General features: G+C 59.0%; 22 protein-coding genes. 12 read left to right on the forward strand and 10 right to left on the reverse strand.

The window, feature by feature from the left end:
* Positions 1–180 precede the first annotated feature (180 nt).
* Positions 181–762 carry a DNA-3-methyladenine glycosylase I gene (gene tag / locus CE636_RS13910; protein ID WP_004204998.1) on the forward strand — a complete coding sequence of 194 codons (582 nt, stop codon included), beginning with the start codon at positions 181–183 and terminating at the stop codon, positions 760–762.
* Positions 740–1,180: an N-acetyltransferase gene (locus tag CE636_RS13915; RefSeq protein ID WP_004205000.1), complete on the forward strand. Its 441-nt coding sequence runs from the start codon at positions 740–742 to the stop codon at positions 1,178–1,180. Before tag ends, CE636_RS13915 begins: the two co-directional genes overlap by 23 nt.
* Here the strand turns inward: CE636_RS13915 and CE636_RS13920 are convergent.
* Positions 1,149–3,479 (reverse strand): molybdopterin guanine dinucleotide-containing S/N-oxide reductase, encoded by a 2,331-nt coding sequence (locus tag CE636_RS13920; RefSeq protein ID WP_017900018.1) that lies wholly within the window; start codon positions 3,477–3,479, stop codon positions 1,149–1,151. The two genes, CE636_RS13915 and CE636_RS13920, sit on opposite strands and share 32 nt — an antisense overlap.
* A gap of 166 nt (positions 3,480–3,645) precedes the next feature.
* Here CE636_RS13920 and CE636_RS13925 point away from each other — a divergent pair, with 166 nt between their 5' ends.
* The 6 genes from CE636_RS13925 to ghrB all read left to right on the forward strand — a co-directional run bounded on the left by CE636_RS13925 (position 3,646) and on the right by ghrB (position 9,609).
* Positions 3,646–4,308, forward strand: a complete 663-nt coding sequence (locus CE636_RS13925; RefSeq protein ID WP_002921917.1) for an OmpA family lipoprotein — start codon at positions 3,646–3,648, stop codon at positions 4,306–4,308.
* A 103-nt stretch (positions 4,309–4,411) separates the two neighbouring features.
* On the forward strand, positions 4,412–5,428 hold the full coding sequence (locus CE636_RS13930; protein WP_004205002.1) for a LacI family DNA-binding transcriptional regulator: 1,017 nt from the start codon (positions 4,412–4,414) through the stop codon (positions 5,426–5,428).
* A gap of 111 nt (positions 5,429–5,539) precedes the next feature.
* Positions 5,540–6,289, forward strand: a complete 750-nt coding sequence (locus CE636_RS13935; protein ID WP_017900019.1) for a sugar phosphate isomerase/epimerase family protein — start codon at positions 5,540–5,542, stop codon at positions 6,287–6,289.
* A 3-nt stretch (positions 6,290–6,292) separates the two neighbouring features.
* Positions 6,293–7,228 (forward strand): sugar kinase, encoded by a 936-nt coding sequence (locus tag CE636_RS13940; RefSeq protein ID WP_004205005.1) that lies wholly within the window; start codon positions 6,293–6,295, stop codon positions 7,226–7,228.
* Between the two features lie 104 nt (positions 7,229–7,332).
* Positions 7,333–8,613 (forward strand): MFS transporter, encoded by a 1,281-nt coding sequence (locus tag CE636_RS13945; protein WP_004205006.1) that lies wholly within the window; start codon positions 7,333–7,335, stop codon positions 8,611–8,613.
* Between the two features lie 24 nt (positions 8,614–8,637).
* Positions 8,638–9,609: a glyoxylate/hydroxypyruvate reductase GhrB gene (gene ghrB / locus CE636_RS13950; RefSeq protein WP_017900020.1), complete on the forward strand. Its 972-nt coding sequence runs from the start codon at positions 8,638–8,640 to the stop codon at positions 9,607–9,609.
* 108 nt (positions 9,610–9,717) lie between these two features.
* Here ghrB and CE636_RS13955 read toward each other — a convergent pair whose 3' ends face one another.
* Positions 9,718–10,428 (reverse strand): DUF3053 domain-containing protein, encoded by a 711-nt coding sequence (locus CE636_RS13955; protein WP_002921929.1) that lies wholly within the window; start codon positions 10,426–10,428, stop codon positions 9,718–9,720.
* A 440-nt stretch (positions 10,429–10,868) separates the two neighbouring features.
* Between CE636_RS13955 and CE636_RS13970 the strand changes: the two genes are divergently transcribed.
* The 3 genes from CE636_RS13970 to cspA all read left to right on the forward strand — a co-directional run bounded on the left by CE636_RS13970 (position 10,869) and on the right by cspA (position 13,223).
* Positions 10,869–12,224: an MFS transporter gene (locus CE636_RS13970; protein WP_017900021.1), complete on the forward strand. Its 1,356-nt coding sequence runs from the start codon at positions 10,869–10,871 to the stop codon at positions 12,222–12,224.
* Between the two features lie 244 nt (positions 12,225–12,468).
* Positions 12,469–12,759: an HTH-type transcriptional regulator gene (locus tag CE636_RS13975; RefSeq protein ID WP_004205010.1), complete on the forward strand. Its 291-nt coding sequence runs from the start codon at positions 12,469–12,471 to the stop codon at positions 12,757–12,759.
* Between the two features lie 251 nt (positions 12,760–13,010).
* Complete coding sequence (gene cspA / locus CE636_RS13980; protein WP_000014594.1) at positions 13,011–13,223, forward strand: RNA chaperone/antiterminator CspA; 213 nt, start codon at positions 13,011–13,013, stop codon at positions 13,221–13,223.
* A 98-nt stretch (positions 13,224–13,321) separates the two neighbouring features.
* On the opposite strand, the gene CE636_RS13985 is transcribed toward cspA, so the two are convergent.
* From CE636_RS13985 to CE636_RS14005, 5 genes are all read right to left on the reverse strand, one after another.
* Complete coding sequence (locus CE636_RS13985) at positions 13,322–14,941, reverse strand: ATP-binding cassette domain-containing protein (protein ID WP_017900022.1); 1,620 nt, start codon at positions 14,939–14,941, stop codon at positions 13,322–13,324.
* A gap of 301 nt (positions 14,942–15,242) precedes the next feature.
* Complete coding sequence (gene hokA, locus CE636_RS13990; RefSeq protein WP_004205012.1) at positions 15,243–15,395, reverse strand: type I toxin-antitoxin system toxin HokA; 153 nt, start codon at positions 15,393–15,395, stop codon at positions 15,243–15,245.
* Between the two features lie 324 nt (positions 15,396–15,719).
* Positions 15,720–17,789, reverse strand: a complete 2,070-nt coding sequence (glyS, locus tag CE636_RS13995) for a glycine--tRNA ligase subunit beta (protein ID WP_004205013.1) — start codon at positions 17,787–17,789, stop codon at positions 15,720–15,722.
* A 9-nt stretch (positions 17,790–17,798) separates the two neighbouring features.
* Positions 17,799–18,710, reverse strand: coding sequence for a glycine--tRNA ligase subunit alpha (gene glyQ / locus CE636_RS14000; RefSeq protein WP_004205014.1), 912 nt, complete (start codon positions 18,708–18,710; stop codon positions 17,799–17,801).
* Between the two features lie 127 nt (positions 18,711–18,837).
* A complete protein-coding gene (locus CE636_RS14005; protein ID WP_025999219.1) occupies positions 18,838–19,137 on the reverse strand; it encodes a YsaB family lipoprotein in 300 nt (99 codons plus the stop codon).
* 179 nt (positions 19,138–19,316) lie between these two features.
* Here CE636_RS14005 and CE636_RS14010 point away from each other — a divergent pair, with 179 nt between their 5' ends.
* Positions 19,317–20,312 (forward strand): acyltransferase, encoded by a 996-nt coding sequence (locus CE636_RS14010; protein WP_017900024.1) that lies wholly within the window; start codon positions 19,317–19,319, stop codon positions 20,310–20,312.
* Positions 20,313–20,340: 28 nt separating this feature from the next.
* On the opposite strand, the gene yiaB is transcribed toward CE636_RS14010, so the two are convergent.
* The 3 genes from yiaB to xylA all read right to left on the reverse strand — a co-directional run bounded on the left by yiaB (position 20,341) and on the right by xylA (position 23,748).
* Complete coding sequence (yiaB, locus tag CE636_RS14015) at positions 20,341–20,712, reverse strand: inner membrane protein YiaB (RefSeq protein WP_017900025.1); 372 nt, start codon at positions 20,710–20,712, stop codon at positions 20,341–20,343.
* 166 nt (positions 20,713–20,878) lie between these two features.
* On the reverse strand, positions 20,879–22,333 hold the full coding sequence (gene xylB / locus CE636_RS14020) for a xylulokinase (protein ID WP_017900026.1): 1,455 nt from the start codon (positions 22,331–22,333) through the stop codon (positions 20,879–20,881).
* Positions 22,334–22,425: 92 nt separating this feature from the next.
* Positions 22,426–23,748: a xylose isomerase gene (gene xylA / locus CE636_RS14025; RefSeq protein WP_004205019.1), complete on the reverse strand. Its 1,323-nt coding sequence runs from the start codon at positions 23,746–23,748 to the stop codon at positions 22,426–22,428.
* Between the last annotated feature and the right edge of the window lie 197 nt (positions 23,749–23,945).

Genomic DNA, 23,945 nt, shown 5'->3' on the forward strand with positions numbered 1-23,945 from the left:
AGAACCCCCGGAGGCCATTGCATTTCTTTATTATCATTAATGCGACTCCAGAAAAGAGCCGAATCGGCATTATTGCTGTGTTTTTTTGGGGGATACGATTTCCCTGTATTAACTATTATCTTTATCTTTCAGTCGTCAAGCCGGGGCGTCCACTTTTTTAGCGCAGAGGGAGAAATAGCTATGCAGCGTTGCGGATGGGTGAGTCAGGATCCGTTATATATCGAGTATCACGATACCGAATGGGGTGTCGCGCAAAAAGCATCCCAGCGGCTGTTTGAAATGATCTGCCTTGAGGGTCAGCAGGCCGGGTTATCATGGATCACGGTGTTAAAAAAACGGCAAAACTATCGCCAGGCTTTTCACCAGTTCGATCCGGTGCGGGTGGCGGCGATGGGGGATGAAGATGTCGAGCGGCTGCTGCAGGATGCCGGGATTATCCGCCATCGGGGAAAAATCCAGGCCATCATCGGCAACGCCCGGGCGTATCTGGCGATGGAGGAAAATGGCGAGTCGTTCACTGATTTTGTCTGGTCCTTCGTCGACAATGCGCCCCAGGTCACCCGCGCGGCGACGCTGGCGGAGATCCCGACCACGACGCCGGCCTCAGATGCGCTGTCTAAAGCGTTGAAAAAACGGGGTTTTAAGTTTGTCGGTTCGACAATCTGTTACTCTTTTATGCAGGCCTGCGGGCTGGTCAACGACCATGTCACCGGCTGCTTCTGTCACCCTGGAGGTCAGGATGATCCGCAAGTGGGACGCTAAAGATAACCTGCCGCTGCTGGACCTGTGGCTGGAAAGTACGATTCATGCCCATCCCTTTATCAGCGAAAGCTACTGGCGCGACAGCGTCGCGGTGGTACGGGATGTCTATCTTCCCGCCGCCAGCACCTGGGTCTGGGAGCGCGACGGGGAGCTAAAAGGCTTTGTCAGCGTGCTGGAGTCCCGTTTCGTCGGCGCGCTGTTCGTCGCGCCGGACGCTATTCGCCAGGGCATTGGCCGGGCGCTGCTGGATGAAGTCAAGCAGCACTACGCCTGGCTTAGCCTTGAGGTTTATCAGAAAAACGAATCAGCGGTCAGTTTCTACCATGCGCAAGGCTTCCGCATTGAAGATTGCGCATGGCAGGACGATACTCAGCACCCCACCTGGATTATGCGTTGGCCGGCGGATCAAATGCCGTAAGCGGCAGCGCCGGGCCGGTATATTTCTCCAGCCACGCCAGGGCGGTGTTACCGGCACAGCCGTTGCCCAGGCGGGATGTTGGGATATCTTTAGTTAAGACGTTCACCGCCCCGTTTTTGCAGATGCCCGCCACCGGATCCAGGTCGGGCCACGCTCCTTCATGCAGGCATATCACCCCCGGGCGGATCCCCTCCGTCACCACCGCGCCGGCCAGCACCTGACCGCGGGCGTTCCACACCCGCACCAGATCGCCATCGGCAATCCCCCGCGCCCGGGCATCCTGCGGATGAATAGTCAACGGTTCGCGTCCGGCAACGGCATAGCGTTCGCGCAGCGCGGAGTAGTTCAGTTGACTGTGCAGCCGGTGGGCCGGATGGGCCGACAGCAGCTGCAGCTGCCCCGCCTCGGCGTTGCCATGCCACTCGTCGGGCTCCAGCCACATTGGGTGCGGCGGGCAGTCGGTGTAGCCAAAGGCGGCGATGGTCGGCGAGTGGATCTCAATTTTACCGCTCGCCGTTTTCAGCGGGTTGGCCTGGGGATCGTCGCGGAAGGCGGCAAAGCGGATGAAACGGGCATTCTCCGGCTCCTCCGGCATCTCAATCAGCTGGTTAGCCTGCCAGAATTCGGCAAACGGCGGCAGCGTCACCTGCTGCTGGGCGCCGCGCCGGGCGGCCATCTGATAGAAGGTCTCCAGCCACTGCAGATCGCTCTTCCCTTCGGTAAAGCGCTCGCGGCCACCCGCCTCCCAGCGTTCGCTGAGGTCGGCAAAGACCGCGAAATCATCGCGCGCTTCACCCTGCGGGGCGACCACCTGCTTCATCGGCACCAGATGCTGATTGCTGTAGTCCCCGGTCATCGTCAGATCGTTGCGCTCAAACGAGGTGGTCGCCGGCAGGACGATATCGGCATGACGCGCGGCGGCGGTCCAAAAGCATTCGGAGATGACGATAAGCTCTGGTTTCTGCCAGGCCTGAATCAGGCGGTTGGTATCCTGATGATGGGTAAAGTTGGCGCCGCCGGCCCACCAGATAAAGCGAATATCGGGGAAGCGCCGCGCCATGCCGTTGTGCTGATACTCCGCCCCCGGGTTCTCCAGCGCCTCGACAATCCGCGCGACCGGGATCTTCTCCACGGCGTCCACGCCTCCGGCCACGCTCCCCTGCATCGAGCCCAGCACCGCTGCGCGGCGGGTCGGATTGCCGCCGTTGGCGAAATGGTAGGAAAGACCAAACCCGCCCCCCGGGGTGCCAATCTGCCCCAGCATCGCAGCCAGGGTGACCAGCATCCAGTGTTTCTGCTCGCCATACTGCTGGCGCTGCATGCCCCAGCCAGACATCAGCATAGTGGTGTTTTCGTGGAAAAGTTTCGCCAGTTCGCGGATCTTATCCGCTGCGACGCCGCAGATAGCCGCCGCCCAGTCGGCGGTTTTCGCCACGCCGTCGCTTTCGCCGGTCAGATAGCGGGCAAAAATCTCGTAGCCGCTGGCGCAGCGGGCAAGAAACTCGTCGTCCTGCCAGCCATTCTCCACCAGCGTATGGGCGATACCCAGCATCAGCGCGACGTCGGTGCCCATATGCGGCGCGATCCACTCCATCGAATCGCCAAAGAAATCGACAGTTTCCGATCGCATCGGATCGATGCAGATCAGGCGTTTTCCGCTCTGGCGCAGCCGGTCGAACCACGGGATACCCTGCTCGTCGGAGGCGTTCCAGGCAATTTTCAGCGTATTCAGCGGGTTGGCGCTCCACAGCACCACTACCTCGCTGTATTCCAGCACCAGCGGCCAGCTGGTCTGCTGCTGATATACCTCATTGCCGCCCACGACGTAAGGCATGATCGCCTGCGCCGCGCCGGTGGAGTAATCCCCGAGATGGCCGGTGTAGCCGCCCGCCAGGCTCATATAGCGCTGCAGCAGGGTGGCCGCCTTATGCAAGACGCCGTTAGAACGCCAGCCGTAGGAGCCGGCAAAAATAGAGGCCGGTCCGTAGCTTTCGTGGATCCGACGATGCTGGGCATCGATCAGATCCAGCGCCTGCTCCCAGCTCACCCGCACAAATTCATCCTGACCTCGGGCCCCCTGGGGCTTGTCCGGAGAGGCAAGGAAACCTTTGCGCACCATCGGGTAGCGCACGCGGGTTTTACTGTGCACCTGGTCGCGCACCGCCGTTTGCAGCGAGTTGGCAAACGGTGTCGCCAGCGCGCCGCGGGAGGAGAGGACGTTTTCCCCGTCCGTTTCCACCAGCATCGGTCCCCAATGGGCGGCGGTTAAAATGGTTTTGGTTGCAGATGAGGTTGGCAAGGGCAGCTCCTGGTCAGCGAAAGCAGGTGTGGTGACGGTGCGATCGGCGCCGTTCAATGTTATTTACAAAATGAGATGGTGTTTGGGGAATTTTCTACGTATTCGCGCGTCATAATCAACCGTCACGTTCGCTGTGACAAAGAATAAAAAGGATTAAGGACATTAAATGAAAAAACGCGTACTTATGATTGCGGCGCTGGTCAGCGGCACCCTGGCGATATCTGGCTGCACCACCAACCCCTATACCGGTGAGCGTGAAGCAGGTAAATCCGGTATTGGCGCAGGTATTGGCTCCTTAGTGGGCGCTGGCGTCGGCGCGCTCTCCTCTTCCAAACATGACCGCGGCAAAGGCGCGCTGATTGGCGCAGCGGCAGGCGCGGCGCTGGGCGGCGGCATAGGCTACTACATGGACGTGCAGGAAGCGAAGCTGCGCGACAAAATGCAGGGAACCGGGGTCAGCGTGACGCGAAATGGTGACAATATCGTGCTGAACATGCCGAATAACGTCACTTTCGACAGCAACAGCGCCAACCTGAAACCGGCCGGCGCCAACACCCTGACCGGCGTGGCCATGGTGCTGAAAGAGTATGAAAAAACCGCCGTTAACGTCGTCGGCTACACCGACAGCACCGGCAGTAAGGATCTGAATATGCGTCTGTCGCAGCAGCGTGCTGACAGCGTCGCCAGCGCACTGATCACCCAGGGCGTGGCGGCCAACCGCATTCGCACCACCGGCATGGGGCCGGCGAACCCGATCGCCAGCAACAGCACGGCGGAAGGTAAGGCGCAGAACCGTCGCGTGGAAATCACCCTCAGCCCGCTGCAATAAGCGCATCCTCATGTTGCCCGGCCGCGCCTCTGCCGGGCAAAATGCTTGATATCGCTATTTTTCGCGCTAAGGTGTTGGCAGATTTTCAGCAAAGGAAGCCATCATGGCGAAAGCGGCGCGTGCAACCATTAGCGATGTGGCGAAAGCCGCAAAGACCGGCAAAACCAGCATTTCACGGTATCTTAACGGCGAGAAGCACCTGCTTTCCGACGATCTGTTATCACGTATTGAAAAAGCCATTGCCGAACTCGACTACCGCCCCAGCCTGATGGCCCGCGGCCTCAAGCACGGCCGCACCCGCCTCATCGGCCTGATCATCGCCGATATCACCAACCCCTATTCGGTCAATGTCATGAGTGGCATTGAAGCGGCCTGCCGGGAAAAGGGCTTTACCCTGCTGGTATGTAACACCAATAACGAGCTTGACCAGGAGCTGCACTATCTCGACCTGCTGCGCAGCTATCAGGTGGAAGGCATCGTCGTCAACGCGGTCGGCATGCGGGAGGATGGCCTGAACCGCCTGCAGCAGTCGGCCCTGCCGATGGTGCTGATTGACCGTAAAATCCCCGATTTCGCCTGCGATGTGGTCGGACTTGATAACGCTCAGGCCGCCACCACCGCCACCGAACACCTGGTGGAGAAAGGCTTTGAGGCCATCCTGTTTCTCAGCGAACCGCTGGGCTCGGTCAATACCCGCCGCGAGCGCCTGAGCGCCTTTCGCGCCACGCTCGCCCGCCACCACGGCGTGGTGGCCGAAAACGCCGAAGTGCAGCTCAACGACGGCGCGATGATGGACAACGTCCTGCGCCAGTTCCACGCCCGCCACCGCGGGATGCGCAAAGCGGTGATCTCCGCCAACGGCGCGCTGACGCTGCAGGTGGCCCGCGCCCTGAAGCGCGTCGGCCTGATCTGGGGCAGCGATATCGGCCTGCTGGGCTTCGACGAACTGGAGTGGGCGGAGCTGGCCGGCGTCGGCATCACCACCCTCAAACAACCGACGTGGCAGATCGGCTACGCGGCGGTGGAACAGGTGATTCGACGCATTGCCGGCACTAACGACCCCATCTGCGAGCGGGTCTTTTCCGGCGAGCTTATCGTCCGCGGATCAACCTCCCGTTAACGATCCTTCGTGATGCCGATCATAAATTAAACATCTCGCCCTTTCTTATGGAACCGATACCATCTAGCGTAATAAGGAGATTAAGCAACAAACGCCGGGAGTAAGAGCGCGATGGCCAGAAAAATTATTGTCGTTACCGCTGCCTATGGTAATGACCATGTTAAATCCTTAGGCGGCCAGGCCGCCGTCCTGCCGTTTATCGCCGACGCCGGCGCGGACGGCGTCGAAATCCGCCGCGAGCTGTTCAGCGCCGAAGAGCTCAACGCCCTGCCGGCGCTGGCAGCCGCCATCGAGCGCCACGGCCTGCTGGCTTGCTACTCCGCGCCCCAGGCGCTGTTCGCCGACAACGGCGAGCTTAACCCGCATCTCCCGACGCTGCTCGCGGAAGCGCAGACCCTTAACGCCCTGTGGCTGAAGCTCTCCCTTGGCCATTTCCGCCACAACCAGCAGCTCGACGAGCTGCGCCATATCCTCAGCGACAGCGGCATGGCGCTGGTGGTGGAGAATGATCAGACCGACTGCGGCCAGCTGGCGCCGATGCAGCGCTTCAAAGCCGCCTGCCGGGTCCATCAGCTGCCGATCACCTTAACGTTTGATATGGGCAACTGGCTGTGGGTCGGCGATTCGCCGGAAGAGGCAGCCCGCCATCTTGCGCCGGCGGTCAGCTATATTCATGTGAAAGCGGCGGAGCCACATCAGGAGAAATTCCGCGCTGTGCCGCCGGATCAGGCCGCCGACCGCTGGCTGGCCCTGCTCGATAATCTTCCCGCCGACGCACCGCGTGGAATCGAGTTTCCGCTGACTGGCCATGACCTGACGGCCGTGACCCGCCGCTACGTCAACCTGTTACGCGAGGAATAAGCCGTGGAAAATTTAGATGTCATCACCATCGGCGAAGCTATGGCCATGTTTGTCGCCACCGAAACCGGCGATCTGGCCGAGGTGGAGCATTTTATGAAACGTGTCGCCGGCGCCGAGCTGAACGTCGCCACCGGTCTGGCGCGCCTGGGTCTGAAGGTCGGCTGGGTCAGCCGCGTCGGTAACGATAGCTTTGGCCGCTTCGTACTGCAATCGCTGGCGAAAGAGGGGATCGATAGTCATGCTGTCGCCATTGATAACCGCTTCGCTACCGGTTTCCAGATGAAATCGAAAGTCGAAAATGGAACCGATCCCATTGTGGAGTATTTCCGCAAAGGTTCTGCCGCCAGCCATCTGTCGCCTGACGATTTTCGCGCCGACTACTTCACCAGCGCCCGTCATTTGCACCTGAGCGGCGTGGCCGCCGCGCTCTCTGAAAGCTCATATGCACTGCTGGAGCATGCGGCGAAGGTCATGAAAGCCGAGGGCAAAACCCTCTCTTTCGATCCCAATCTGCGTCCGGTGCTGTGGAAAAGCGAAGCCGAGATGGTGGAGAAACTCAACCGTCTCGCCTTCCAGGCTGACTGGGTTTTGCCAGGCTTAAAAGAGGGCGTCATCCTCACCGGCCAGCAGACTCCGGAGGGGATAGCCGATTTCTATCTCTCGCGCGGCGTCAAGGCGGTGGTCATTAAAACCGGCTGCGACGGCGCCTGGTTCAAGAGCGCCAACGGCGAACAGGGCACGGTTGATGCCATTAAAGTCGAAAACGTCGTCGATACCGTCGGCGCCGGCGACGGCTTTGCCGTTGGGGTGATTAGCGCCCTGCTGGAAGGCAAAACCCTGCTTCAGGCGGTGAACCGCGGCAATAAAATCGGTTCGCTGGCGATTCAGGTCCAGGGCGACAGCGAGGGGCTGCCCACCCGCGACGCGCTGGGCGAATAACATTTATACGCAACAATAACAGCCGTCCTGTACCCTACCTGCAGCGCGGCACAGCAGCGTCCGTTTCGACGGACGTATGTCACCTCATTGACAGAGGCAAGCCTATGAATAGCTCAACAAATGCAACGAAACGCTGGTGGTACATCATGCCTATCGTGTTTATCACGTATAGCCTGGCGTACCTCGACCGCGCCAACTTCAGCTTCGCCTCCGCGGCAGGCATTACCGAAGACCTGGGCATCACCAAAGGGATCTCTTCCCTGCTGGGGGCGCTGTTCTTCCTTGGCTACTTCTTCTTTCAGATCCCCGGCGCTATTTATGCAGAGCGCCGCAGCGTTCGCAAACTGATCTTTATCTGCCTGATCCTGTGGGGCGGCTGCGCCTCCCTGACCGGGATTGTGCATAATATCCCGGCGCTGGCGGCCATTCGCTTTATTCTCGGCGTCGTCGAAGCGGCGGTGATGCCGGCGATGCTGATCTATATCAGCAACTGGTTCACCAAATCCGAGCGCTCGCGGGCCAATACCTTCCTGATCCTCGGCAACCCGGTGACGGTCCTGTGGATGTCGGTGGTCTCCGGCTACCTGATTCAGGCCTTCGGCTGGCGGGAAATGTTTATCATCGAAGGGGTGCCGGCGGTGATCTGGGCCTTCTGCTGGTGGGTGCTGGTGAAAGATAAACCGTCGCAGGTATCCTGGCTGGCGGAGAGTGAAAAAGCCGCGCTGCAGGAACAATTGGATCGTGAGCAGCAGGGCATCAAAGCGGTGCGTAACTATGGCGAGGCCTTCCGCTCCCGCAACGTGATCCTGCTCTGCGCCCAGTACTTTGCCTGGAGCATCGGCGTGTACGGCTTTGTACTGTGGCTGCCGTCGATTATCCGCAGCGGCGGCGAAAATATGGGGATGGTGGAAGTGGGCTGGCTCTCCTCGGTCCCATACCTGGCGGCGACTATCGCCATGATCGTGGTCTCCTGGGCCTCCGATAAAATGCAGAACCGTAAGCTGTTCGTCTGGCCGCTGCTGCTGATTGGCGGACTGGCCTTCATCGGCTCCTGGGCGGTCGGCGCCAACCACTTCTGGGTCTCTTACACCTTGCTGGTAGTGGCTGGTGCGGCAATGTATGCGCCTTACGGCCCCTTCTTCGCCATTATTCCGGAAATGCTGCCACGCAACGTCGCCGGTGGCGCCATGGCGCTGATCAACAGCATGGGCGCCCTGGGCTCCTTCTGCGGCTCGTGGTTTGTTGGCTACCTGAACGGTGCCACCGGCAGCCCAGCAGCTTCCTATATTTTTATGGGGGTGGCGCTTTTCGCCTCAGTATGGCTGACTTTGATTGTTAAGCCTGCTAATAATCAAAACCTTCCACTTGGCGCTCATCACGCCTGAACGACTCACACTACGGAGATTCGCATGAAGCCGTCTGTCATTCTCTATAAAACGCTTCCCGACGACCTGCTACAGCGTCTGGAGGAGCACTTTTCCGTCACTCAGGTGAAAAACCTGCGGCCGGAGACCGTTTCGCAGCACGCTGAGGCCTTTGCCCAGGCTGAAGGCCTGCTGGGCTCCAGCGAAAAGGTTGACGCCGCGCTGCTGGAGAAGATGCCGAAGCTGCGTGCGACCTCCACCGTGTCCGTTGGTTATGACAACTTCGACGTCGAGGCGCTGAACGCCCGCCGGGTGCTGCTGATGCATACCCCGACCGTGCTGACCGAGACCGTCGCCGACACGATCATGGCGCTGGTGCTGAGCACCGCCCGCCGGGTGGTGGAAGTGGCGGAGCGCGTTAAAGCGGGCGAATGGACGAAGAGCATTGGGCCAGACTGGTTCGGTACCGACGTACACCATAAAACCTTAGGTATCGTCGGCATGGGCCGCATCGGCATGGCGCTGGCGCAGCGCGCCCACTTCGGGTTCGGCATGCCGATCCTGTATAACGCGCGCCGCCAGCATCCGCAGGCGGAGGAACGTTTCAACGCACGCTATTGCGATCTTGATACCCTGCTGCAGGAAGCCGATTTTGTCTGCCTGATCCTGCCCCTGAGCGAAGAGACCCATCATCTGTTCGGCCAGGCGCAGTTCGCCAAAATGAAATCTTCCGCCATCTTTATTAACGCCGGGCGCGGCCCGGTGGTCGATGAGCAGGCGCTGATCGCCGCCCTGCAGGCGGGTGACATTCACGCTGCCGGCCTTGATGTCTTCGAGCACGAGCCGCTGGCTAAAGATTCGCCGCTGCTGAGCCTGCCGAACGTCGTCGCGCTGCCGCATATCGGCTCCGCCACCCATGAGACGCGCTACAACATGGCGGCCTGCGCGGTGGATAACCTGATCGACGCCCTGAACGGCAAGGTCGAAAAAAACTGCGTCAATCCGCAGGTAAAATAAGCCATAAAAAAACCCGGGTAGCGGCGGCAATCGCCCTCCCCGGGTTCTTTTTGCATTCTGTCCGTTATCCAGCCCGTTCGCCGCAGCTCACGTCAGCCAGACAGGGCATTAGCGGGTCGCGTTCACCGCCGCCGTCCATGCCTGATTAAACGCCTGATGCTGCGCCGCCAGCGGCCCAATCAGCGCATTGTACTGACTAGCCTGCTGGGAAGTCGGGAATTGAATGCCGTTGGCCACAAAGCTCACCTGGGTTCCCTGCTGGGCGACAAAATCCCCCACCTGAACCAGCTGCTGGGTAAAGATCTGCGCGGCCGGGATCAGCGGCTGCAGCGCGTCGGCTGGCGCCGTCACCACCTTGGCGTAAACCTGATCGAAGACCGGCTTGAGATCGTCCGCCTGCTTCAGCGCGCCATGCGCGGCATCGGCCTGCATTTTGGCATTCTGCAGCTGCTGGCTGAGCACGCCCAGCGCGCCGTTCGCCTGACGCAGCGGCTCGCGCTGGGTCATATAGTCCTGCGGAACGCGGATCGCATTGACGCTGTCCACTACCGGGCGCAGACCAGCGTCCATCGCCTGGCTCACCTGCTGCGAGTAGCCGTAGATCACCGCGTAGTCAGAGACAAACGGCCCAAACTGTTTTTTCTGATCGGCGGTCAGCGTCGGCAGTCGTTCACCGCTACGCATCGCCGTATTCTGCAGGAAGTCGATAAACGCTTTGCGCTGATCGCCTTCTTTATCAAAACACCCACTCAGGCTAACCACCATTAATAAGGCCGCCATAGCCGCAAACCAGCGAGAGCAGGACTTTCCTGTCGCCATTTTTTTACTCCTTTCAGCCAAAAAAAGCGCACAAAGACACACACGTGCCAGACGCTGACAAGGATAGTCCAGCTCGGCCTCGCAGGATACCCTTTACTGCTAATCTTACGCAGGAAAAACGCCATTCCGCACGCCGCTGCCGTCGCCTGGCGCGTCTGTTATGCGCATCACAAATATGCGCTTCAAATTAGACCGATGAATATCAATTAACTAATTGATATTTTTGAAATTTATAATCCACTACCCAACGCCGCGCCCTGAAGCGGACGATAATCGCACGCTTTGGCGCCCACCCGGATTGCCTGGTCAGCGCTTCAATGATTTGATGAATGAGCGATTAACGGCGATGCGTTCGATTATCGCACAAATCAATCTCAACGACGCGAAGGCGACGATAATAACAAACCTCTGTCCCTCGCTCAGTCTGCCAGGAAAGCCGTATGACTAAGACAACCATCGACATTCAGGCCTTTATCAACGAGCACCCCTTCACCCGCTACCAGTGGATGATCCTCGCGCTCTGCTTCATCACCGTCGCGATGGACGGGTTCGACACCGCGATCATCGGATTCATCGCCTCCGACCTGGTCCAGGAATGGGGCGTGGAAAAATCAGCCCTCGGCCCGGTGATGAGCGCCGCGCTGGTTGGCCTGGCGGTCGGCGCGTTAACCGCGGGACCACTGGCTGACCGTATCGGCCGCAAGAAAGTGCTGATTATGTCGATCGTGGTGTTCGGAGGATTCAGCCTGCTCACCGCCTTTGCCACCAGCCTTAACCAGCTGACGCTGCTGCGCTTCCTGACCGGCCTGGGCCTCGGCGCGGCGATGCCCAATGCCGCGACGCTAATGAGCGAATATGCGCCGGAGCGCCGTCGGGCGCTGCTGGTGAACCTGATGTTTGTCGGCTTTCCGATGGGCTCGTCGCTGGGCGGCTTTTTATCCGCCTGGATGATCCCGCACTATGGTTGGCAGAGCGTGCTGGTACTGGGCGGCGTGATGCCTCTCCTGCTGGCGGTAGCATTAATTTTCCTGCTGCCGGAGTCCGCCCGCTATCTGGTGGTGAAGCGTCAGCCGGCGCAGCGCATTGCCGCCATCCTGCGGCGTATCGCGCCGCTGCCGGAGACGGTGGAATTTGAGCTGCACGAAGCAGGCCAGGTGAAAGAGAAGTCGGCCATAGGCGTCATTTTCTCCCCACGCTACGCGGTGGGCACCGTGATGCTGTGCCTGACCTACTTTATGGGCCTGCTGATCTTCTACCTCCTGACCAGCTGGCTGCCGCTGCTGATCCGTGAAACCGGCGCATCGATGAGTCAGGCCTCAATTATCACCGCCCTGTTCCCGCTCGGCGGCGGAATTGGCGTGCTGATCCTCGGCGCTCTGATGGACAAGATCAATCCCAATAAGGTGGTGGCCGTCGGCTGGCTGCTGACCGGCGTTTTCGTCTGTCTGGTGGGCTTCTCTACCAGCAGCCTGGCGCTGATGGGGGTGATGGTGTTCATCGCCGGCAGTATTATGAACGGCGCGCAGTCGTCGATGCCGGCGCTGGCGGCAGGCTTCTATCCAACGCAAGGGCGCGCCACCGGCGTGGCCTGGATGCTGGGCATTGGCCGCTTCGGCGGGATCCTTGGCGCGTTCAGCGGCGCCTTCCTGATGCAAGCCCAGCTCTCGTTTGAGACCATTTTCACCCTGCTGGCTATCCCGGCATTCCTGTCAGCCATCGCGCTGCTGATTAAATATCGGGTCAGTAAATCAGCGCCGGCGGCGACAGAGGACGCGAGAGGTCTGCAGAAAGCCTGATCGACAAGCCGGCGTCCCGCGCCGGCTTTGCCGCTTTTTTCTTATCCGTTTACAAAAATTTTCGAAGCCACTCCATCGTATTAGTAATCATGCTCTTAGGCACCGCTGCCGTTCGGCTATTGGGGCTGATTCGATAACCTGCTGGCAAATAATCACGGGCGTTACCATCCTTGATGCTTTTTTCTGACTATTCTTAAAGAGCTTTAGAAAAATCTCTTCCGCTGTGTGATAAAAGGAGTTCTCAATGGAATATAAAGATCCCGTGTTTGAACTGCTGAGCAGCCTGGAACACATCGTTTTTAAGGACGATAATCAGACACTTACCTCAAACCGTAAGTCCACTGTGTTTAGTGAATTTGAACAGCTGCGTAAAGGCACTGGACTTAAGATTGACGACTTCGCCAACGCCATGGGCGTGAGCGTCGCTATGGTAAGAGAGTGGGAATCGAGACGGGTAAGACCGTCCCCCACTGAGCTAAAATTAATGCGCCTGATTCAGGCCAACCCGCAGCTTTCAAGGCAGTTACTCGATTAATCCCGAGCGCAGCGGTAAGGGCCAGCAAGGGAGCTTTTACCGCTGCACCGTAAAAAAAGTTTGCTATCAGGTGCTGAACGTGCGTTAATGCTCGCAGGTTTGATGTACAGACCACAGAGCAGTCGAATAGAGCAGTCCTTCTAAGGTTATCCAAAGATACCCCCGTAGTGAACTTTCCCTTTATCGCTTTAAATCTGTAGTCCAGACCGCTACGCCGCAAGGCTCACTTATTTTTTTAAAGGTAATTCACTATGTCCGGTAAAATGACTGGTATCGTAAAATGGTTCAACGCTGACAAAGGCTTCGGCTTCATCACTCCTGACGATGGCTCTAAAGACGTGTTCGTACACTTCTCTGCTATCCAGAACGATGGCTACAAATCCCTGGATGAAGGTCAGAAAGTCTCCTTCACCATCGAAAGCGGCGCTAAAGGCCCGGCAGCTGGCAACGTAACTTCTCTGTAAGTTCAAGCCGCTAAGAATCAAGAATCCCTGCCTGATGGCGGGGATTTTTTTTATCTGTCGCCAACTGCCGCCAGCTTACGATGGCGGCTGTTGGGCATTCAGAGCCGGGTATAGCGCCAGCCCGTTTCCTCCCATGCCAGACTATGGGTCAGCCTCAGACCTTGTAAAAACGCCTCATCATGCGACACCACCAGCATCGCGCCGGGAAACGCCGCCAGCGCGCTTTGAATAGCCTGCGTCGATGCTAAATCGAGATGGTTGGTCGGCTCATCCAACAACAGCAGCTGGGCAGGCTCGCGTCGCCAGAGCACGCACGCCAGGGCCGCTTTCAGGCGTTCGCCGCCGCTGAGCGCCGACAGCGGCAGAGTGACCTTATCCGCGCCCAGCTGCAGCTGCGCCAGGCGGGTGCGCAGGAGGCCCTCATCCAGCGGGGTATCTTCCAGGCTCAGGTGCGCCATGACCGACAGGGATAAATCCAGCTGCGTCAGATGTTGATCGAGGTAAGCGGCGCTCACCGACAGCCGGACATCGCCTGAGGCGGCCTGCTCCAGCCCCAGCAGCGTTTTCAGCAAAGTGGTTTTGCCACAGCCGTTCGGCCCCTTTAGCGCGATGCGCATCGGACCATCCACGCGCCAGTCCAGCGGCGCAGCCGGTGCATGGTCGAGCTGTAATGACTCCACCACCAGCACCTGCTTGCCGGCGGCCACTTCGCTGCCCGGCAGGGTGAACATCACCGGCGTATCCTCTTCCACCCGCTCTCGCGCCTGCTGCACGGCGCCATTCAGACTGCTGTTCTGTTCACGATGCTGACGGCGCAGCGTTCCCGGACGCTCTTTTGCCGCGCCTTTGTACTTCACACGTTCAAAAGAGGCGATATTCAGGGTATCAACGGTACGCAGCGTCTGCGCCGAGCGCCGCTGGGCGGCGTCATGCTCCTTTTGCATTCGCGCGCGGGTGCGCCGTCGTTCGGTCACGGCATGCTCCAGCGCCGCGCGCGCGGCCTGCTGCTCCGCCTCACGCTGCCGCTGATATTCATCATAGTTGCCGCCGTAGCTGCGCAGCGCCGTCGGCGTCAGCTCAATAATCCTCGGCATCCGCGTCAGCAGCTCGCGGTCGTGGCTGGCGATCAGCGCCCCGCCCTGCCAGCTTTCCAGCTGGTGATAGAGCCACTCCCGCCCCTGGCGGTCCAGATGGTTGGTAGGCTCATCCAGCAGCAGATAATCGGCGCCGGAGACAAAGGCGCCGCACAGCAGAGCCTTCATCCGCTCGCCGCCGCTGAGTGAAAAAGCGGGGCGATCGGCAGAGAACGGCGGGAGATCGGCTTCACGGAAAGCTAAACTCAGGCGATCGGTGAGATCCCAGTGGCCATCCAATAGCTCGAAATCGTCGGCCAGTCCATTACCCTGTTCAAGGCGGAACAAGGCGTCAAATATCGGCGCATAGCCGAGCAGCGCGGCGAGGGTGGTCTCCGGCGTGAGCGTCGGCTGCTGCGCCACCCAGGCCACGGCGGCGGCGCGCTCGACATGGCCGCCGGCAGGAGACTCAAAGCCCGCCAGCAGGCGCAGCAGGCGCGTCTTGCCGACGCCGTTCCGGCCGACCAGGCCGCAAAGGGACGGTTCCAGCGAGACGCTGAGCGGACCAAACAGGGTCTGTCCCGTCGCAAACTGACAGGTGACCTGATGTAAAACAAAAGCGGGGATGTGGGCGCAATGAGCCATAAGCACTCCTGAATGAAATCAATACTCCCCTACCCGCAACGTCTGCGAGGTAAGGCGTGAAATTCATCAGTCGTGTTTGTTCATTTGTGGGGCGCGCTCCAGAGAGACGAGGGATTCGTCGGGGCATAGGATAGCCACACTCCGCTATGAATTTCAAGCCCGTTTAATTCAACGGCCGTGTAAAAATAAAAAGGCCTCCTGATATCAGGAGGCAAAGGATTTATTTGGTGAACAATGAAAGGGTGCATTGAGAATGCCTGACACCGCAAGCGTGGTGGGGATAGATCCCCACCAGATGCTCTTACTGTTTAATATCACAGGCTAAGAATGCCACCAGCTCAATATTTCCCTGCCTGATCTGTAATTCACATAGCGAATCACGAACCATCCAGGTCAATAATAAAATAGTGAAGCAAATCACTACTAAGCCAAACAACAGATACTTTTGCGGCATTCCTCGCCTCCCGTGTTGATTTTCAACAAGTAAGAGGCTACTCTTATGGTGTTCATGCATAGGGGAGCCTCACTTTGATTACTATCAGGTGGGGCTTTTCTCTGTCTGTCTCCCGCTGAATACCTGAGACACACAGTCTCAAGCACCCGCCGCCATTCTAGCGTAAATACCTCGCGGAATTATGTTTATATATTCCTAAACATTTCTTATCGATAAATGAAAATAATGAAGATATCAATGACAGAATTATTAGCGGTTCACCTATTTATATTTCACGTATAAAAAACCTGCCCTGAGGCAGGTCTTTTATTATTTCCGATACGCTTACTGCAGCAGAGAAATATCCGCTACCTGCAGGAACAGCTCGCGCAGTTTGGACAGCAGCGTCAGACGGTTGATGCGAACATCTTTGTCTTCAGCGTTAACCATCACGTTCTCGAAGAACTCATCCACCGGCTCGCGCAGCGCAGCCAGCTCAATCAGCGCATCCTGATAGCGGCCTGCGGCGAAGTACGGCTGCAGCTTGTCGCGCAGCACCACCAGATTGCCCGCCAGCTTAATTTCCGCCGCTTCTTTCAGCACCGAAGCGTGAACGATGTCGTTCAGCGTTTCGTCGGATTTCGCCAGGATGTTGGAGACACGCTTGTTCGCCGCCGCCAGCGCGGAGGACTCTTCCAGAGTACGGAAGTGCGATACCGCCTTCATACGCGCATCGAAATCCGCCGGGCGGGTTGGACGACGCGCCAGTACCGCCTGGATAGTGTCGACACCGTAGCCTTCGTCCTGATACCAGGCGCGGAAACGGCCCAGCATAAAGTCGATCACGTCATCGACCACGTTGGCGTTGGTCAGCTTCTCACCGTACAGACGCACCGCCTCTTCAGTCAGCGTTTGCAGATCGAGATTCAGGTTCTTCTCGACGATAATACGCAGGACGCCCAGCGCGGCGCGGCGCAGCGCAAACGGGTCTTTATCGCCTTTCGGGTGCTGGCCGATACCGAAGATACCCGCCAGGGTATCCATCTTATCGGCAATCGCCACCGCGCAGGCCACCGGGTTAGACGGCAGCGCGTCGCCGGCAAAGCGCGGCTGATACTGTTCGTTCAGCGCCACGGCCACATCTTCCGCTTCGCCATCATGGCGCGCGTAGTGCATCCCCATCACGCCCTGGGTGTCGGTGAACTCGAAGACCATGTTGGTCATCAGGTCGCACTTGGACAGCAGGCCCGCGCGGGTCGCGTGGTTCACGTCAGCGCCAATCTGCTCGGCAATCCAGCCCGCCAGCGCCTGAATGCGATCGGTCTTGTCGCGCAACGTCCCCAGCTGCTGCTGGAACAGCACGGTTTCCAGACGCGGCAGGTTGTCTTCCAGACGTTTTTTACGGTCGGTGTTGAAGAAGAACTCGGCATCGGCCAGACGCGGACGGACTACCTTCTCGTTACCGGAGATGATCTGCTGCGGATCTTTCGACTCGATGTTAGCGACGAAGATAAAGTTCGGCAGCAGCTTACCGGCGTTGTCGTAGACCGGGAAGTACTTCTGGTCGCCCTTCATGGTGTAAACCAGCGCTTCAGACGGCACCGCGAGGAATTTTTCTTCGAACTTCGCCGTCAGTACCACCGGCCATTCCACCAGCGAGGTGACTTCTTCCAGCAGGCTTTCGCTCAGATCGGCTTTACCGCCAATCTTACGCGCCGCCTCTTCCGCATCGGCTTTGATTTTGGCTTTACGCTGTTCGTAATCGGCGATGACTTTACCGCGCTCCAGCAGGATCTGCGGATACTGGTCGGCATGGTCGATGGTGAATTCCGGCTCGCCCATAAAGCGATGGCCGCGGATCACGCGATCGGACGGAATACCGAGGATAGTAGCCGGGATCACTTTGTCACCCAGCAGCAGCGTGACGGTGTGAACCGGGCGCACGAAGTGGACGTCAGACGCGCCCCAGCGCATCAGTTTCGGGATCGGCAGCTTCGCCAGCGAGCTGGCAATCATGTTCGGCAGCAGGGCTTCAGTGCTTTCGCCCTTCACATGGGCGCGATACAGCAGCCACTCGCCTTTGTCCGTGGTCAGACGCTCGGCCTGATCGACGGTGATACCGCAGCCGCGCGCCCAGCCTTCGGCCGCTTTGCTTGGCTTGCCTTCGGCATCGAACGCCTGGGCAACGGCCGGGCCGCGTTTTTCCACTTCGCGATCGGCCTGCGCCGCCGCCAGGTTGGCTACCTTCAGCGCCAGACGACGCGGAGCGGCAAACCATTCCACTTTACCGTGCGCGAGGCCGGCGTTATCCAGCTCTGCGGTCACGTTCGCAGCAAAAGATTCCGCCAGGCTGCGCAGCGCTTTTGGTGGCAGCTCTTCAGTGCCGATTTCCACCAGAAAAGTATTCTCAGACATGGCCGCCTCTTATTTATTCTTGTTGCACATCGGGAAGCCGAGCGCTTCACGGGAAGCGTAGTACGCTTCCGCCACTGCTTTCGTCAGGGTGCGAATGCGCAGGATATAGCGCTGACGCTCGGTGACGGAGATGGCTTTACGCGCATCCAGCAGGTTGAAGCTGTGAGCCGCTTTCAGAATACGCTCGTAGGCCGGCAGCGGCAGCGGGGTCTCCAGCGCCAGCAGCTGCTGGGCCTCTTTCTCATACTGCTCGAAGCAGGAGAAGAGGAAATCGACGTCGGCGTATTCGAAGTTATAGGTGGACTGCTCCACTTCGTTCTGGTGGAACACGTCGCCGTAAGTGGTTTTCCCCAGCGGGCCGTCGCTCCAGACCAGGTCGTAGACGCTGTCGACGCCCTGGATGTACATCGCCAGACGCTCCAGACCGTAGGTGATCTCGCCGGTCACCGGCTTACACTCCAGGCCGCCCACCTGCTGGAAGTAGGTGAACTGCGTCACTTCCATGCCGTTGAGCCACACTTCCCAACCCAGACCCCAGGCTCCCAGCGTCGGGTTTTCCCAGTTGTCTTCGACGAAGCGAATGTCGTGAATGGTCGGGTCCATACCCAGCTCTTTCAGCGACCCGAGGTACAGCTCCTGGATGTTGTCCGGAGAAGGCTTAATCACCACCTGGAACTGATAGTAATGCTGTAAACGGTTCGGGTTTTCGCCATAGCGGCCATCGGTTGGACGACGGGAAGGCTGTACGTAGGCGGTCGCCATCGGCTCCGGCCCTAACGCGCGCAGGCAGGTCATCGGGTGAGAGGTGCCGGCGCCGACTTCCATGTCCAGTGGTTGAACAATGGTGCAGCCCTGACGAGCCCAGTAATCCTGTAAGGTCAGGATCAGGCCCTGGAAGGTCCTGGTATCAAACTTTTGCATATGATTTCGTGCTGGATACGTGTGGATTTAAAGGAAGGAGTCAGTATACCCGCTGGCTGCGAGATATACAGTACGAAACGGCGTAGTTTCAGGAAAACGGACGAAATTTACGCCAGGTGGGGTCGATTCAGCGCATCGAAAGATGCATAAACTGGCCGTCCGGGTCAAAGGAACAGATGAAACGTTCATTCTTGCCGGTACGGCCCGACAGCTCATAGCTTGCCTGGAATTGTTCAAAATGGTTCACGTCAACTAACTGCGTTTGCGTGTTATAGCGGATAGCGGCCTGGTCCTTGCAAAGTTGCGCCATATTGAGCGTGGTTTGCGGGGTAATACGCGCGCGCTGCGCTTTTTGCGCCGGCGGGGAAACGGTCTCGCTGCAGCCCGCAAGGAGCAGCACCAGCATTATGGAAACGACACCTTTCACCACGTTCTCCTCCACCGCCTTGTTAGCAAGTTGTTATCGTAAATATTCAGTATTACAGGTATTTTGCGAATATCATGAAACATCGACAAGCCTGTGACCAAAAACTCAGACTAATCTCGTGCGACACCGGGGCATAAGGCGGGTCAGACCTTATTTCGCCAGTAGACTTTGAGGGACGGATGCAAGAAAAGATTCACTGGATCACCAACCTGCGCGGCATTGCCTGCATGATGGTGGTGATGATCCACAGTACCAGCTGGTATATCACTCATCCGCATGCGATTACACTGCTGCAATGGGATATCGCCAATCTGCTCAATTCCGCCTCCCGCGTCAGCGTGCCGCTGTTTTTTATGATCTCGGGCTACCTCTTTTTTGGGGAACGCAGCGCCCAGCCGCGCCACTTCTGGCGGATTGGCCTGTGCATTGCGTTCTATAGCGCGTTTTCTCTGCTGTATATCGCGCTGTTTACCCATATCAACGTCGAGCTGTCGTTAAAGAATGTGCTGCAGAAGCCTGTCTTCTACCACCTGTGGTTTTTCTTTGCTATCACCGTTATCTATCTGCTCTCGCCGCTTATTCAGGTTAAGTCCGTCAGCGGCAAAATGCTGCTGACGCTGATGGCGATCCTCGGCATTCTGGCCAACCCCAATATGGTCGGCGTCAAAGCCGCCGGGATTGAGTGGTTGCCGGTCAACCTCTATATCAATGGCGACACCTTTTATTACGTGCTCTACGGCGTGCTGGGCAGGGCCATTGGCACCCTGAACACGGATAAAAAATGGCTGACCCCGCTCTGCGCCGCGCTGTTCCTCGCCGCCGTGTGGGTCATCTCCCGCGGCACGCTGCATGAGCTACGCTGGCGCGGGGACTTCGGCGACACCTGGTATCTCTACTGCGGACCGGCGGTGTTCGTTTGCGCGGTCACCCTGCTGACGCTCGCCAAAAACTGGCTTAACGCGCGTCCCCTGCCCGGTATCGAATGTATTGCGCGTCATTCTCTGGGGATTTACGGCTTCCATGCCCTGATTGTGCATGCGCTGCGCGCCAGCCATCTGGAACTGAGCCGCTGGCCGCTGCTGGATATTGTGTGGATTTTCAGCGCCGCCCTGCTCGGCAGTCTGCTGCTGTCCGGCCTGGTGCAGCGGGTTGATCGCCGCCGGCTGGTCAGCTAACGGCCCGGCGTACCGGACAACCGGGCGCCTATTCCGTTTTTTGCACCGCGCGGGCGACGCGGGCCCGTTCGGGGGTCGCAGATGCGCCGTATAAGCAGACAAACCACGCCGCGATATAGACGGCTTTTTCATGCCAGTCTGCCGGCACATGCCAGGCGCCTACCAGCAGCAGGCCCGCCGACAGCAGCAACACCAGCCGGCATAACGCGATAAATCCGTCGTCTTGCCCCTGCCACCGTCTGGCGCGCTGATGGGCGAGGACGGCAAACATCCCCATCACCAGCACGCCAAGAAAATAACCTTTACCGCTAAACAGCGGGCAGGTCCGCCAGATACCCAGCAGATAAACCAGCGACCCTGCTGCCATCATCCCTCTGGCAATACTGCGTTTTATATTCATCGCTCCTCCCTGTCGACACGCGCTGATTATGACCGAACCGCCCGGCGATGGCGCAGGCCAGGTGCAGCAAAGCTGACATTTCGGAATTAATAAATACGTGTTTTGGATGAATGCAGACTGGACATTCAGGGGAGTAATCCGCCCGGCGCTGCCGGACGGACTGAGGCTATGACATCAGCGGTTTCAGCTGCTGATAAATCTGGCGGAAGGTTTCCCGCTGCGGCGCATAGTGGGCCACTCGGCGATCGTCCGGGCGATGCGCTTGCTCAAGCGGCAGCGGCGTCAACAGCCCGGCGCGGTCGGCTTCGCCGTGCACCGCCAGCTGCGCCAGCCTGGCCGCCCCCAGCGCCGGGCCGACGTCGCCCCCGGTACGGTAATCGAGCTGCTGGCCGCTGATATCCGCCAGCATTTGTCGCCAGTAAGCGCTACGCGCCCCGCCGCCGATAAGGGTGATGCTCTGCGGCTTGATGCCGCAGGCGTGTACCACGTCCATACCGTCCGCCAGCGCATAGCCCACCCCCTCCACTACTGCCCGCGCCAGCTCTGCCGGCCCATGCTGATGCGTCAGGCCGAAGAAGACGCCCTTGGCCTGCGGGTTGTTGTGCGGCGTGCGTTCGCCCGACAGATAGGGCAGGAACCACACCGGACCGGCGCTCTCGTCGGCTGACTGTGCCGCCGCAATCAGCGCCGGCACGCTGGCGAGACCGGTTAATTTCGCCGCCCAGTCCAGACAGGAGGCCGCGCTGAGCATCACCGACATCAAATGCCAGCGGCCCGGTAGCGCATGACAAAAGCTATGCACCGCGCTTTCAGGCTTGCTGAGGAATCCTTCGCTGACCGCGAAATACACACCTGAAGTGCCCAGCGACAGCATCGCCTGACCGGCATCGGCCATGCCAACCCCGACCGCGCCGGCGGCGTTGTCGCCGCCGCCCCCCACCACCAGCGCCTGTGGCATATTCCACGCCTGCGCCACCTCCGGGCGCAGCTGCCCGGTGACGTCGCTGCCTTCAAACAGGGCCGGCATCGCGTCCCGGTTGAGATCGCAGGCGGCGAGCATCTCATCGCTCCAGTCGCGTCGGGCGACGTCCATCCACAGGGTACCGGCGGCGTCAGACATATCGCTGGCAAGCTCGCCGGTCATCCGCAGACGCAGATAATCCTTCGGCAGCAGCACTTTATCGACCTGGCTGAACACCGCCGCCTCGTGGCGCTGCACCCACAAGAGCTTCGGCGCCGTAAAGCCCGGCATCATCAGGTTGCCGGTGATCTGCCGGGAAGCGCTGACTTTTTCCTCCAGCAGCTGGCACTCTTCGCCGCAGCGGCCGTCATTCCATAAAATGGCAGGACGCAGCACCTGTAACGATTTATCCAGCAGGGTGGCGCCGTGCATCTGCCCGGCGATCCCCAGCGCCTTCACGTCGCGCAGACTATGCTGCGCGCCCAGGGCTTTCATCGCCGTGTCCGTAGCCTGCCACCACTGCTCGGGATCTTGTTCCGACCACAGCGGATGCGGACGCGAGACTGTAAGCTTTTCGGTATGCGATGCCACCACATCACCCTGCTCATTGAGCAGAATGGCTTTGACGCCCGATGTCCCCAGATCGATGCCGATATACATACTCCCTCTCCTTAAACGCGCGCCACGGCTGAGCGTGGCGCGAACAGAGCATCCTGGTGGCGACCCCGGTCACGCCGGGCGCCGCCGCATGATTACTTGTCAAACAGATAATGGTTGACCAGGTTTTCCAGTTGTTCCTGCTGGCCGCTGCGATGCTGCGGCGCCAGCTGATGCTGAACGGCATACTGGGCAATGTCGCTGAGGGTCATCTGCCCGTTCAGGATCTGCTGCCCCAGCTCGCCGTTCCAGCCGGCGTAGCGTTTGGCCACGCGTTTATCCAGCTCACCGTCCTCGATCATCCGCGCCGCGACCTTCAGCGACAGCGCCATGGTATCCATCGCGCCGATATGGCCATAGAACAGATCGTATTTGTCGGTGCTCTGACGGCGCACTTTCGCATCAAAATTGAGGCCGCCGGTGGTGAAGCCGCCCGCTTTGAGAATTTCATACATCACCAGCGCGTTCTCTTCGACGCTGTTCGGGAACTGGTCGGTATCCCAGCCCAGCTGCGGATCGCCGCGGTTGGCGTCGACGGAACCGAACAGCCCCAGCGCGATGGCCGTCGCGATCTCATGATGGAAAGAGTGGCCGGCGAGGGTCGCATGGTTGGCTTCAATGTTCAGTTTAATCTCTTTTTCCAGGCCAAACTGCTTGAGGAAGCCGTAAACGGTAGAGGCATCATAATCATACTGATGCTTGGTAGGCTCCTGCGGTTTGGGCTCGATCAGCAGCGTGCCTTTAAAGCCGATTTTGTGCTTATGCTCCACCACCAGCTGCATAAAGCGGCCAATCTGTTCACGCTCCTGGCGCAGGTCGGTATTCAGCAGGGTTTCATAGCCCTCGCGACCGCCCCACAGAACATAGTTTTCGCCGCCCAGCTGATGGGTGGCATTCATGGCGGTGACCACCTGGGTGGCCGCCCAGCTGAACACTTCCGGGTCCGGGTTGGTGGCCGCACCAGCGCCGTAGCGCGGGTTGGTGAAGCAGTTTGCGGTCCCCCACAGAAGCTTGACGCCGCTCTGCTGCTGCTTCTCCGCCAGTACCTCGACCATCCGGGCGAAGTTATTGCTGTACTCCTTGAGCGAACTCCCTTCCGGCGAGACGTCAACGTCGTGGAAGCAGTAGTAAGGCACGTTGAGTTTATGGAAAAATTCGAACGCCACATCGGCTTTGCGTTTGGCCATCTCCAGGGCGTCGCCAGGCTGCTGCCATGGGCGATCGAAGGAGCCCACGCCAAACATATCGGCGCCATTCCAGCAGAAAGTGTGCCAGTAACAGGCCGCAAAACGCAGATGATCTTCCATCCGTTTGCCCAGCACCAGTTCATCCGGGTTGTAATGACGGAAAGCCAGCGGGTTAGTGGATTTCGGGCCTTCGTAACGAACGCGATCGAGTTGATCGAAATAGGTCTGCATAGAGAACTCCATATTCAGAGATGCGGCGAATAACCAATCAGGTACCCTAAATAATTCGAGTTGCAGGAAGGCGGCAGGAGCGCGAGTCCCCGATAACCAGGGGGCGAAGCAACGAATGTCACCAACACACCTACAACTTGAAGTATGACGGGTTTAAGCCAATATAGAATTTCGCTTTCATTTTCCTCAATTACGTT

This window comes from Klebsiella sp. LY (genome assembly GCF_004010915.1).
Taxonomy (GTDB): Bacteria; Pseudomonadota; Gammaproteobacteria; order Enterobacterales; family Enterobacteriaceae; genus Klebsiella; species Klebsiella quasipneumoniae.